The sequence below is a fragment of the bacterium genome (assembly GCA_020440705.1).
In the GTDB taxonomy this organism is placed as follows: Bacteria; Krumholzibacteriota; Krumholzibacteriia; order LZORAL124-64-63; family LZORAL124-64-63; genus JAGRNP01.
The window spans coordinates 1-12,343 of record JAGRNP010000115.1 but is presented as its reverse complement, the minus strand read 5'-3'; the positions used below and the strand labels follow the sequence as shown (position 1 = coordinate 12,343).

At 69.0% G+C, this 12,343-nt stretch carries 9 protein-coding genes; 5 read left to right on the top strand and 4 right to left on the bottom strand.

The features are described 5' to 3' along the window. Window positions 1-626 (top strand): hypothetical protein (locus KDM41_14510; protein MCB1184639.1); only part of this gene is annotated, 626 nt, incomplete at its 5' end. Here KDM41_14510 and KDM41_14505 read toward each other — a convergent pair. Together KDM41_14505 and ispH are read right to left on the bottom strand one after the other, a co-directional pair. Next, window positions 623-958 carry a winged helix-turn-helix transcriptional regulator gene (locus KDM41_14505; protein ID MCB1184638.1) on the bottom strand — a complete coding sequence of 112 codons (336 nt, stop codon included), beginning with the start codon at window positions 956-958 and terminating at the stop codon, window positions 623-625. The genes KDM41_14510 and KDM41_14505 overlap by 4 nt on opposite strands. Window positions 959-1,102: 144 nt before the next feature. After that, a complete protein-coding gene (gene ispH, locus KDM41_14500) occupies window positions 1,103-2,038 on the bottom strand; it encodes a 4-hydroxy-3-methylbut-2-enyl diphosphate reductase (protein ID MCB1184637.1) in 936 nt (311 codons plus the stop codon). Between the two features lie 512 nt (window positions 2,039-2,550). Between ispH and KDM41_14495 the strand changes: the two genes are divergently transcribed. Genes KDM41_14495 through KDM41_14480 form a run of 4 tightly spaced genes read left to right on the top strand, consistent with a single transcriptional unit; the run spans window position 2,551 to window position 8,609 of the window. Next, window positions 2,551-2,757 carry a DUF2892 domain-containing protein gene (locus tag KDM41_14495; protein MCB1184636.1) on the top strand — a complete coding sequence of 69 codons (207 nt, stop codon included), beginning with the start codon at window positions 2,551-2,553 and terminating at the stop codon, window positions 2,755-2,757. Window positions 2,758-2,774: 17 nt separating this feature from the next. Then, window positions 2,775-4,226 (top strand): TolC family protein, encoded by a 1,452-nt coding sequence (locus tag KDM41_14490; protein ID MCB1184635.1) that lies wholly within the window; start codon window positions 2,775-2,777, stop codon window positions 4,224-4,226. Window positions 4,227-4,243: 17 nt separating this feature from the next. Continuing rightward, a complete protein-coding gene (locus KDM41_14485; GenBank protein ID MCB1184634.1) occupies window positions 4,244-5,329 on the top strand; it encodes an efflux RND transporter periplasmic adaptor subunit in 1,086 nt (361 codons plus the stop codon). A 1-nt stretch (window position 5,330) separates the two neighbouring features. Beyond that, a complete protein-coding gene (locus tag KDM41_14480) occupies window positions 5,331-8,609 on the top strand; it encodes an efflux RND transporter permease subunit (protein MCB1184633.1) in 3,279 nt (1,092 codons plus the stop codon). A 473-nt stretch (window positions 8,610-9,082) separates the two neighbouring features. Here the strand turns inward: KDM41_14480 and KDM41_14475 are convergent, their stop codons facing one another. Together KDM41_14475 and KDM41_14470 are read right to left on the bottom strand one after the other, a co-directional pair. Beyond that, a complete protein-coding gene (locus tag KDM41_14475; protein ID MCB1184632.1) occupies window positions 9,083-10,279 on the bottom strand; it encodes a thioredoxin fold domain-containing protein in 1,197 nt (398 codons plus the stop codon). Further along, window positions 10,276-12,252 (bottom strand): glycosyltransferase family 39 protein, encoded by a 1,977-nt coding sequence (locus KDM41_14470; protein ID MCB1184631.1) that lies wholly within the window; start codon window positions 12,250-12,252, stop codon window positions 10,276-10,278. Before KDM41_14470 ends, KDM41_14475 begins: the two co-directional genes overlap by 4 nt. Window positions 12,253-12,343: the final 91 nt, after the last annotated feature.

The window sequence follows — 12,343 nt, the reverse complement described above, 5'->3', positions numbered from 1 at the left end:
CGTCGCCGACCGGCCTGGACGCGGCGACATACGCCGAACGCCTGGGCGTGACCCCGGTGCGGCCGTGGCGCAGCGTCGCCGACCTCGACGTGTTCCACCTCTGGCGCGACGACCTCGCCGTGGTCGACGCCCTCGCGCGGGGCGGCGTGCGCACCGTCGGCCAGTGGCAGCGCAACGGCGCCGCCCTGGAACGGGCGGGCGTGGTCGACGCGGCGACGCGGCGCGGCACCGAGGCCCGCATCGCGGTGTGGCGCAGCTTCCGGGACGGTTGGCGGATCGGTCGCGGCCGCCCGCTGGAGGCCGGCGACCTGGCGGGGTTCGGGATCCTGTCGGATCTCATGCTGGACGCGGCGACGGCACTCGTCGCCGAGGTGGCGGGCGACGCCGACGCCTTCCTCGCCCGGCTGCAGGCCGGCGACGTGAAGCGCCTGCGTCAGGACAAGAAAGACGCGCTCCAGGAAGCCCTGGAGCGCGCCGGTCACGTGGACGACCGTCCGCGACGGGACGAGGCCGATCTGTTGGCGGGATGCCTGGCGGCGGTGGCGCCGGCCCTGGCGGCGGGCGACCTGACGACCGATGCGGCCGCAGCTCTGGTGCGGCGCCTGAAGGCCGCGGCCCGGGCCTAGTTGCCGTTCTGCTTGATCAGATCCGACAGGCTGACGTGGTCTTCGAGGCGCTCGAGCAGGATCTGCCGCGTGAGCGAGCAGGCCTCGGAGATCTTGGCCGACTTCAGGCTGTAGTAGACGTTGATGCCGTCCTTGCGCGTCGCCACGACGCCCGCCTGGCGCAGCACCGCCAGGTGCTGGGAGGTGTTGGCCTTCGGGATCTCCAGCATCTCGGCCAGATGGTTCACCGAGATCTCTTCCCGTTCCTTCAGGATGTCCAGGATCTCGAGTCGCTTGGGATTCGACAGCGTCTTGCAGAGCTCGGCCTGCATTTCATAGAGCTTCTTTTCCATGATGACACTCTTCAATTGCGCGAAAGACACGGAAATCGGGGGTCTTTGACATGGTAATGTCACAATGGAGGGATGTCAAAGTTTATTTGATGCAAAGCTTGATAGATAAAGAGTATGCCGGTCCAATTTGAGGTAAAAGGTGGATCAGTGCAACTCCTGGGGCAAGCTGAAACGGACGTTCTCCTCGAGCGTGACCAGTTCGGTGGTCGTCCAGCCGGCGTCGGCGAGCCGGGCGGCCACGGCCTGGACCAGGTGCTCCGGCGCCGAGGCGCCCGCCGTCAGCCCCACGTCGCCGGCCGGATCCAGCGCCGCGAGGTCGATGTCGTCCGGCCCGTCGATCAGCGACGACGGCACGCCCTGGTTCTCGGCCACCTCGCAGAGGCGGCGGCTGTTGCTGCTGGTCTCGGAGCCGACCACGAGCAGATGGCCGATGCCCTCGGCCACCAGGGCCTTGACCGCGTCCTGCCGGTTCTGGGTCGCATAGCAGATGTCGCTCTTCGGCGGCTCCACCAGGTTCGGGTACCGCTCGCGCAGCGCGGCGACGATCTCGCGGGTCTCGTCGACGCTGAGGGTGGTCTGGGTCGAGCAGGCCACGGCCGCGTCGTCCGGGAACGGCAGGCGAGCCACGTCGGCGACGCTGGTCACGAGGGTGATGCGACCGGGCGCCTCGCCCATGGTGCCGAGCACCTCGTCGTGGCCCGCGTGGCCGATGAGCACCATGGGATGGCCCCGGTCCACGTTGCGTACGACCTCCTGGTGCACCTTGGTGACCAGGGGGCAGGTGGCGTCGATGGCCCGCAGGCCGCGGCGCGCCGCCTCGTCCCGGATGGCCGGCGCCACGCCGTGGGCGCTGAACACCACCGTGTTCCCGTCGGGCACCTCGTCCAGTTCGTCGACAAAGACGACGCCGCGCGCCCGGAAGTCCTCGACCACGGCCTTGTTGTGCACGATCTCCTTGCGCACGTACAGGGGCGCCCCGTGCCGCTCGAGCAGGCGATCGACCACCTCGATGGCGCGCTCGACGCCGGCGCAGAAACCGCGGGGGTTGACGATCAGCAGGCGCTTGGACTTCTCGGACATGGCGACTCCGGGGTTGGCGCGGTCAGCGGGTGATGGGCGACAATATACACAGGTCCCCCGGAACAGCGAAATCCCATGGTCTCCGTGTGATATATGCAAAGTTTCGATGTTTTGCATTTTTTTACTGACAGAGCGGGCGGCAGGCACTAGGGTTGGGAATGAGCAGAGTCGGGGTCCGGCGTGCCTGCTCCCGGCCGCGGCCGGGATCCGGCCTGGTGGGGTTCCCAGGGTGGCGACGTGGTGACGTTGGGGGGAACCTCACCCGGCCCGACTCGATCGGCAGCCTGCGGCCAACCCCTACGGGCACGCTAGGATGTTGATTGCAAAGAATTTGCTTGAGATCCGCCTCCTCCTGATATCTCATATCCAATAATCACCGCACCTCGCCTTGACTTTTGCGCACGGCGCGTTATCATATGCCGAGTACATAATCTTAAAAGATTCGCAACTAACCAGAAATGGAATGTTGCGATGGCCGTCCGGACCGCGGTCCGGCCCCGGGAGGGAAATCGATGACCGTCAATCGCGTGCTCCACATCGTCGCCGGCGCGTTCGTCCTGGCGAGCCTCGCCCTGGCCCACTTCGTCAGTCCGAAGTGGCTGTACTTCACGGCCTTCGTCGGGCTGAACCTCTTCCAGAGCGGATTCACGAACTGGTGCCTGATGGCCACCATCCTGAAGAAACTGGGCGTTCCGGAAACCGCCGGCGCGGCCCGCTGAGCGGGGAAAGGTCGAACATGAACCGCAGAACCATCCTCTTCGGCGTTCTCGCCGCGTTGGCCGTGGGCACGACCGCTCCGGTCGTCGTGGCCCAGGACGCCGCCGCGGACGCGCCGCCGGCGCCGACCGTGCCGGCGCCCGTCGATGCGGCCTGGGCCCGCCTGGGCGAGGTCCGGCAGGACACCCTGTACGTCACGCGGGCGCGGGTCATCGACCTGGCGCTGCAGCAGAACGAGATGCTGCAGGCGTCGGGCGCCATGACCGACGCGGCCGCGGCCGACGCCCAGGGCGCGTGGCGCGCCTTCCTGCCCCAGGTGCGCATCAGCGAGTTCTTCCTGCGCTCGGACGACGCGCTGTCGAGCTTCGGCTTCAAGCTGCAGAACCGCAGCGTGACGCCGGCCGATTTCAACCCGGTGCTGCTGAACGATCCGGGCGAGACCAACAACTTCATCACCCGCTTCCAGGCCATGATGCCGATCTTCAACGGCGGCATGGGCCTCAACGGCAAGCAGGCGGCCAACGCCATGAGCCGGGCGGCGGAATTCAAGCATGCCCGCGCCGGGGAGACCGTGCGCTACAACGCCATCCAGGCCTGGGAGGGTCTGGCCCTGGCGGCGGCGTACGAGGAGGTCATGGCCGCGGCGGTGACGTCGGCCGAGGGCCACGTCCGGCAGGCCCAGGCCATGGTCGACAACGAGATGGCCACCGAGGCCGACCTGCTGCAGGCGAAGGTGTACCTCAGCGGGCTGAAGCAGCAGCTCATCCAGGTGCGGAACATGAAGGCCGTGGCGGGCGAGAACATCAAGCTGCTGACGGCCATCGACACGCCGCTGCCCGTGGTCGCCGAGACCGGGGCGGACCCGGCGACGACCCTGGCGCTGCACGGCCGCTTCGACCTCGCGGCCGCCGCGAACCGCAACGACATCCTGGCCCGGCGCGAAGAGGCCAACGCCGCCGGCAACATGGTCGGCGTGGCCACCGGTTCGCTGCTGCCCCACATCAACGCGAGCATCCAGCGTGACCTCTACAGCCAGGAGGACCTCTTCGGCAGCGACGCCAAGAGCTGGTCCCTCGGCGTGTACGCCACCTGGGATGTCTTCAGCGGCATGCAGAACATCGGCGAGATCAGGAAGGCCAAGGCGCAGAAGCGCGCGGCCGAGCACATGGTCGACTTCGAGACGCGGCAGGCGAAGGTGCAGGCCACCGAGGCCCTGCTTGCCGCGCGGGCGGCCCACGAGAAGGTGCTCGTGGCCCGGGACGCGGTGCAGGCCGCGCGCGAGGGCCTGCGCATCGTCGCCAACCAGTACCGCGAGGGGCTGGCCAGCATGGTCAACCTGCTCGACACCCAGGCGGCCGCCACCATGGCCGAAGGCAACCTCGTCCAGGCGATGCACGACTACCGCGTCGGCCTGGCCAACCTCGAATTCGCCGGTGCGGCGCGGGTCGAAACGACCGCCGCGGCGCAGTAACAGGAGGACCGATTCCCATGTCGAACCACAGGAACATCAAGTCGGGCGTCGCGCTGCTGGCCCTGTCGGCCCTGCTCCTCGCCGCAGCCGGCTGCGGCGGCAAGGCCGAGGTCGCGGCGGCCGCCGCCAAGGACGTGCGCGCCACCGTCGGCCAGGCCCGCCTGGCCGCCGTGCCCGACGTCGTGACGGCCACCGGCGCCCTCGAGGCCGGCACCACGGTGATGGTGTCGACGCGCATGATGGGCTGGGTGCGCGAGGTGCACGTCCGGGAAGGCCAGGCCGTGGCCAAGGGCGACCTCCTCATCAGCATCGACGACACCGACCTGAAGGCCAAGAAGGCCCAGGCCGAGGCGGGCATCGCCGAGGCGAAGGCCGTGCTGGCCAACGCCGAGCAGATGGCCAAACGCTTCGAGGCCCTGTACGCCGACAAATCCGTCTCGAAGCAGCAGCTCGACGACGTGCTGACCGGACGCGACCGCGCGCGCGCCGGCGTGCGCATGGCCGAGGCCGGGCTGAAGGAGCTGCAGGTCCACCTGAGCTACCTGGAGATCCGCTCGCCGGTCGACGGCAAGGTGACGCGCAAGAGCATCGAGGCCGGCAACATGGCGAACCCGGGCATGCCCCTGCTGTGGGTCGAGACCGAGGGCGACATGAAGGTCGTCGCCCACCTGGGCGAGAAGGACATCGCCGCGGTGGCGGTCGGCACGCTGGTCGACGTGAAGGTCACCTCGCTGGCCGGCGCCGAGTACAGCGTCCCCCTGACGGAGATCGTGCAGACGGCCAATCCGGGCAGCCGCACCTACGACATCGAGGCCGCCCTGCTCACGCAGGACCCGCGCCTGAAGAGCGGCATGTTCGCCCGCGTGACCGTGCCGGTCGGCACGCGTGACGCGGTGCTCGTGCCCGCCGCGGCGATCCACCGCCGCGGCCAGCTGACCGGGGCCTGGGTCGTCGCCGCCGACGGCACGGCCCACCTGCGCTGGATCCGCCTCGGCCGCCCCCAGGGCGAGGACTTCGAGGTCCTGGCCGGGCTGGACGGCACCGAGAGCGTGGTCCTGGCCAGCGAGCAGCCCCTCGCCGAGGGCGACAGGGTGGTGAACTGACATGAGCGACAAGAACACCGAGGTGCCCCGCTACGGGGGCGCGACGGGTCTGGCCCAGGTCTTCATCAACTCGAAGATCACGCCGCTGCTCATCATCGCGACGCTGCTGCTCGGGCTCTTCGCCCTGACGCTGACGCCGCGCGAGGAGGAGCCGCAGATCGTCGTGCCGATGATCGACGTGATGGTGATGATGCCCGGCGCCACGCCGGAGGAGGTCGAGAACCTCATCACGCGGCCCATGGAGCAGAAGATCTGGGAGATCGAGGACGTCGAGTACGTGTACTCGGCCAGCTTCCCCAGCTTCGCCATGACCACCGCCCGCTACCTGGTGGGCACCGACATGGAAGCGGCCATCACGCGGCTGAACAACAAGGTCTTCGGCAACGCCGACCTCTGGCCCCAGGGCATGACGGCGCCGCCGCTGATCAAGGTGCGCAGCATCGACGACGTGCCCATGATGACCCTGACCCTGTGGAGCGATGACTACGAGGGCTACGACCTGCGCCAGCTCGCCGGCGAGCTGCGCAACGAGATCGCCTCGATCAGCGACGTGTCGGTCATCGAGATCATGGGCGGGCGCAAGCGCGCCGTGAGCGTCGAGCTCGACCCCCAGCGCATGGCCGCCTTCAACATCACGACCCTGTCGATCCTGCCGGCGCTGCAGATGCAGAACACGAACCTGCCCTCGGGCAGCTTCGCCGCGGGCAACAACCAGTTCCTGGTCGAGACCGGCTCGTTCCTGCGCTCGGCCGACGACGTGGGCAACCTCGTGGTCGGCTCGTTCATGGAGCGGCCCGTGCGCCTGATGGACGTGGCCACGGTCACCGACGGTCCGGCGGACATCGACAGCTACACCTTCCTGGGCGTCGGCCCCGCCGGCGCCGAGAACGGCATCGACACCGCGGCATTCGGCGTGGGCAGCGAGCACGCGGCCGTGACCCTGTCCATCGCCAAGCGCATCGGCAGCGACGCCTCGCGCGTGGCCGACGCGATCCTGCAGAAGGTGGAGCGCCTCGAGGGGACGCTGATCCCCGGCGAGGTGAACATCACCGTCACGCGCAACTACGGCGAGACGGCCCGCGACAAGGCCCAGAACCTGATCTCGAACCTCGGCCTGGCCATCTTCCTGGCCGTGATCGTGGTCTTCTTCGCCATGGGCTGGCGCGGCGCGACGATCATCTTCCTGTCGATCCCGACCACGTTCAGCCTGACGCTGTTCATCTACTACATCCTGGGCTACACCCTGAACCGGGTGACGCTCTTCGCGCTGATCCTCGTGACCGGTATCGTCATCGACGCCACGATCATCGTGGTCGAGAACATGCACCGGCACTTCCAGATGAAGGGCAACAACTCGCTGAAGACCGCCCTCGGCGCCATCCAGGAGGTCGGCAACCCGACCATCCTGGCCACGCTGACGGTGATCGCCTCGATGATGCCCATGGCCTTCGTGCGGGGACTCATGGGCCCGTACATGGCCCCCATGCCCATCGGCGCCTCGCTGGCCATGGTCTTCTCGCTGCTGGTGGCCCTGACGATCTCGCCCTGGCTCGCGGTGCGACTGCTCAAGCCGAAGCAGCACTTCCGCGAGGACCAGCCGGGCGAGGGCACCCTGGGCGCCGACGGCGTCGACGACGACATGACGCGCAGCACGGCCATCTACCGCACCTACAACCGGCTGGTGCGGCCGCTGATCGATTCGCCGCGCAAGGGCGTCATGGCGCTGATCGTGGTCGGCCTGCTGACGGCCGCCTCGACCCTGCTCTTCGTGACCCGCACGGTGCAGGTGAAGATGCTGCCCTTCGACAACAAGAGCGAGTTCCAGGTCATCATCGACACGCCCGAGGGCACGACCCTCGAGACGACGACCCAGCTCGCGCGGGAGATCGGCGACTACCTGGGCACCCAGCCCGAGGTGACGGACTACCAGATCTACGCGGGCACGGCCGCGCCGGTGAACTTCAGCGGCCTGGTGCGCCACTACATGATGCGCCAGGGGCCGAACGTGGCCGACATCCAGGTCAATCTGGTCGACAAGGACCAGCGCGCGGACCAGAGCCACGCCCTGGCCAAGCGCGTGCGCGGCCCCATCGTGGCGATCGCCGACCGCTTCGGCGCCGCGGTGAAGGTCGTCGAAGTGCCGCCCGGACCGCCGGTGCTCTCGACCCTCGTGGCCGAGGTGTACGGCCCGACGTTCGAGGGGCGCATCGCCGCCGCGGAGCAGATCAAGCAGGTCTTCGAGAGCACGCCGGGCGTCGTCGACGTCGACTGGTGGGTCGAGGGCGACCAGAAACGCTACGAGATGAAGGTCGACACCGACCGGGCGGCCGTGCGGGGCGTCAGCACCCAGCAGGTGAGCATGACCCTCGGCGTGGCCCTCAACGGCCACGACGCCGGCCTGGTGCACATCGATCCGGCCAGCGAACCGGTGCCCATCTCGGTGCGTCTGCCGGTGGCCGACCGCTCGAGCACCGAGAGCCTGCGCGACCTGTACATCTACAGCCGGGCCGGGGCGCTCATTCCGCTGTCGGACGTGGTGAAGGTCGAGGAGTCGGTGGGCCACAAGAGCCACCACCGCCGCAACCTGAAATCGGTGGTGTACGTGACGGCCGACGTGGCGGGCGAGCTCGAGTCGCCGGTGTACGCGATCCTCGACATGAAGAAGAAGATCGCCGAGCTGACCATGCCCGACGGCACGGAGATCGAGCAGCTGTCGACGGTGCAGCCGCTCACCGAGGAGAACTACGTCATGAAGTGGGACGGCGAGTGGCACATCACGTACGAGGTCTTCCGCGACCTGGGCGTGAGCTTCGCCGTCGTGCTGGTGATCATCTATCTGCTCATCGTGGGCATGTTCCAGAACTTCACGGTGCCGATCCTGATGATGATCCCCATTCCGCTGACGCTGGTGGGCATCATTCCCGGCCACCTGATGTTCGGGGCCTTCTTCACCGCGACCTCGATGATCGGCGTGATCGCCCTGGCGGGCATCATGGTGCGCAACAGCGTGCTGCTGATCGATTTCATCGAGGCCCGGCTGAAGGACGGGCTCGAACTCAAGGAGGCCGTGATCGAAGCGGGCGCCGTGCGTTTTCTGCCCATCGCCCTGACGGCCGGCACAGTCGTGACCGGTTCGTTCGTGATGGTCTTCGACCCCATCTTCCAGGGGTTGGCGATCTCGCTGATGATGGGTTCGCTGCTGTCGACGGTGCTGACGGTGGTGGTCATTCCGCTGGCCTACTACCTTTACAAAAGACAGACAGAAAAAACGTACCGCTAGATAAAGATTACACTCAATGAAGAGGCCCGGGAATTTCCCAGCGAAATCCCGGGTCTTTTCGGTCCGGTTCTGATGGCAAATCAGAAAATCACGCGGACGGAAAAACCGGGGTCCATGACCAGGTCGCCGTTCTGCAATTTTGATTTATCTCGTTTTCGTGATCTCATTGCAACACCAAAAAGCAAAAACAAAGCGGGAAAATAAATTAATTTCGTCGATCGAGGCCGAAAACGGCTTTTTCCGGTTGCCGAACGACTGCGGATCTTCTACTATATCATGAAGAATTCGGGAGGGAGAATTCAAGATTCCATCACCATCAGTGACTTTGCGGCTTGTCGGTATCTCCCTCCAATCCCCCACCGGCATGCCGTTTGGCCGGCTCCGCTTCGCGGAGCCGGCCTCTTTTTCAGGACCATGATCTTTAGGGTCGGTCGGACCGGACGGCACCCCCGGCCGAAGGCTGCCGAGGCCGGTCAGTGGCCGCTGCGGACCGCCCGGCGCGAACGACCGGCGGGCGCTTCGCCGCGGGCCGCCCGATAGACGTCCAGCTCGTCGCGGTAGCGTTGGGTGTGGGGCGCGGCGGCCACGGCCTTCTCCTGCCACCGGATCGCCCGCGAGACCATCCCCCGCGCGAAGTAGCAGGCGGCCAGGGTGCTGACCACATCCGGGTCGTCGTCGCCGTACACCGTCGCGCGCAGGGCCGCCTTGGTGCCGGCCGGCAGTTCGCGTCCCGTGCGCACCGTGGCACGGGCATAGCCGTGCAGGGCGACGACATTGCGGTCGTCGCGCTCGGCCAGGGTCCGGAACGAGGCGAGCATGCCGAGGGTGTCGCCGATGCTCTCCTGGAAGAGCGCTGCCTCGAGGAGCCGCTCGGTGCGGGCGGCATCGGACTGACCCATCGCCGGCGCACCCCCTCCGGCAGCGAGGTCGGCCACGCGGGCGGCCAGACGGCGGGCCTCGTCGGGACGGCCGTCCGCCTGGGCCAGGCGCGCGAGCCCCAGCAGGCCCTGGGCAACCTCGGCCGGCGGAGCGGAATGCCGCAGGTTGAGCACCCGCCGGTACAGCACGTCGGCTTCGCGCACGCGTCCGCGCTCGGCCTGGCGCCGCGCCACGTCGAGCAGCACCTCGACGTCCTGGGGCGATGCCGTCTGGCGGTCGCTCAGCACCCGATCGATGGAGCGGTTCTGCCGCCATCCGCGCACGATCTCCAGGAACTGCCGCGACGACACGTAGCCGCTGAAGCTGTCGACGAGTTCGCCGTCGGGCGTGCACCAGGCGATGGTGGGCACGGCGTCGACCCCGAAGCGGGCCTTGAGCTCGGCGTACTCCGGCTTGTCGATGTCGACCTGGAAGGTGACCACGCTGTCGAGTTCGGCGATGACGGCCTTCTCGGTGAAGACCATCACGTCGAGCAGCTTGCAGGGGCCGCACCAGGTGGCGGTGAAGTCGACCAGGAGCGGTCGGCCCTCGTCGCCCGCGCGGCTCACGATGTCGGACCAGGAGACGCCCGTGATCCAGGGCACGCGCGGCACGCGTCCGACCTTCTCGCCGCGGGCCGCATCGAGCACCGCGCCCTCCTCGGGGTCGGTCGCGCGGGCGGCGCCGGCGGGCGCGCCGCACAGGGCTGCCGTCAGCAGGGTCAAGGCGATGGCCCGGAGCAGGCGGCTCACCGGCGGCCTCCCTGGCCGGTCCGCACCCGCTCCTGCAGGGCGGGGATCCGCTCGCCGAGGGGCGGCAGTTCGAGCACGGCCCCGGCCACCATCTGCATCTGACGACCGAGCTCACGCTGGGTGCCGTCGATCCCGAGACTGGTCTGCAGCGAGCGGTTCGCGTCCTCGTACGCCGCCAAGGCGCTCTCCGCCAGATCCCGGGCGGCCGTGGTGTCGCTCCGCGCCAGGGCCTGACGGGCCTGCAGCGCGACCAGATCGCCGCTCCACATGCGGGCCGTGCCGAGATTCGCCCACGACCGGAACGAGCGCGGATACGCGGCCGTCGCCCGCCGATGCCGGTCGGCCGCCGCACGCAGGAGGCCGTCGGCCCGGGGCACGAGTTCGTCGAAGGCGCTCCCCGCCTCGGCCCGCCGCCGGATCTCCTGGACCAGGGGCTGCGCCTGGCCGAGGAGCAGGGCGCCATACCGCTCGTTGAAGTCGACGTCGTCGGGGTCGAGTTCGAGGGCCGCGCGGAAGTGCCGCTCGGCCGCGGCCGGATCGGGACGGGCGCCCGCGTAGCCGCGCAGCTCGATCAGCGCCCGATTGAAGTGGTCGCGGGCCAGCCAGCGCGCGTCGCCCAGGCCGTACCAGTCGACGTTGACGTACACCGCCGCCGCGACGAACACCGCCAGCGCCGCCAGGCGTGCGGCTCCCGCACGGCGCACCAGCAGCACGGCCCCGGCCACGGCGAAGAGCGCGAGCAGGGGCAGCAACGGCTGCCGGAAGCGGACGGCCGCGAAGAAGGGCAGGATCGCCGCCGCCTGCGTCAGCACCAGCCATTTCAGCAGCCACCACGGCGCCTCTCCGCGCCCGGCGAAGACCAGTCCGACGATGGCGAACGGCAGCAGCAGCCAGGTGCCCGGCCACCACCGCGCCAGCAGGAAGACTCCGTCCTCGCGCGCCAGCCACAGCGGGTTGATGTTGTTGCGCCCCGGATAGGCGTTGCCGATGAGCACCGCCTTCTTCAGCAGCAGCGCCGCCGTGCGGCCGGGATGGGCCGCGATCCAGCCGAGGGTCTCGCGGGTGTAGTAGCGCGACGAGGCGCCGGGTTTCTCGGCCCCCGCCTGCCGCGACCGCAGCTGCATGTCGTCCCACTGCACGCCCACGGGAATGGCCGAGACGCCGTCGGCGGTGTCGGACTGCCCCGTCCACAGGTTCACGCCCAGGTTCGCGCTGACCAGGACGAACTCGCCGTGGCGCAGGTTGTGGAGCGTGGCCGGCGAAATGGCCACGACGAACCCGATCACCAGCGGCAGCAGCGCCCGCGGGGCGAGCCGGCCGCCGCGCCCCCACCACCAGAGGCAGCCGACCGTCACCGCGAGGGTGAGCAGCAGGTTCGGCCGGCCGAGGGCGGCGACGCCCAGCAGCAGGCCCGCCGCCCCGAGGGTGCGCCAGCCCGCGGCCGCGCGGCCGCCGATCACCAGCAGGATCGGCAGCAGGCCCGCCAGCGAAAGGGCCAGCGTCCACGGCTCGGCCAGCAGCTGCACCTCGAAGAAGGGCAGGATCGGCAGCAGCGCCGTGGCGAGCGCCGCGGCGAAGGCCTGCCGCGGCGGCAGCACCGTCCGCGCGACGCCCAGCAGCAGCACGCTCGTGACCACCCCCACGCCCAGCTGCAGCACCTGCACCGTGGCCAGGTCGCAACCGAGGCGATAGAGGAAGGCCAGCACCCAGGCGTAGAGCGGCGGCTTGAAGAAGGCCTGCTCCTGGAAGACCCGCCCCTCGGCCAGGGTCCGGGCCCAGATGTCGAAGAACGAGCCGTCGACCACGGGCGTGTGCAGGAAGGCCGAAGACCGGGCGAGCTGCCAGAACGCGACGCGCAGCAGCGCCGCCGCCAGCGCCACGACCACGACCTGGGCCGGGGGGAAGAGGGTCGCGCGGCGGGGCCGCTCGAGGGGCCCACCGGATCCGGTGAAGAGACCGGCGAAGACACTCATCTCAGGGCGCCTCCGCGCTTGCCGCCGGCAGGGCGTGGCGCACGCGCGCGGCGAGGGCCGCGGGGTCGACGGCGGGGCGGCCGGTGCGCAG

What these genes read in the sequence shown, in the direction of transcription:
- KDM41_14485 (MCB1184634.1), top strand. Translation starts at nt 4,244, where the DNA reads ATGTCGAACCACAGGAACATCAAGTCGGGCGTCGCGCTGCTGGCCCTG.
- ispH (MCB1184637.1), bottom strand. Translation starts at nt 2,038, where the DNA reads ATGTCCGAGAAGTCCAAGCGCCTGCTGATCGTCAACCCCCGCGGTTTC.
- KDM41_14490 (MCB1184635.1), top strand. Translation starts at nt 2,775, where the DNA reads ATGAACCGCAGAACCATCCTCTTCGGCGTTCTCGCCGCGTTGGCCGTG.
- KDM41_14495 (MCB1184636.1), top strand. Translation starts at nt 2,551, where the DNA reads ATGACCGTCAATCGCGTGCTCCACATCGTCGCCGGCGCGTTCGTCCTG.
- KDM41_14480 (MCB1184633.1), top strand. Translation starts at nt 5,331, where the DNA reads ATGAGCGACAAGAACACCGAGGTGCCCCGCTACGGGGGCGCGACGGGT.
- KDM41_14470 (MCB1184631.1), bottom strand. Translation starts at nt 12,252, where the DNA reads ATGAGTGTCTTCGCCGGTCTCTTCACCGGATCCGGTGGGCCCCTCGAG.
- KDM41_14505 (MCB1184638.1), bottom strand. Translation starts at nt 958, where the DNA reads ATGGAAAAGAAGCTCTATGAAATGCAGGCCGAGCTCTGCAAGACGCTG.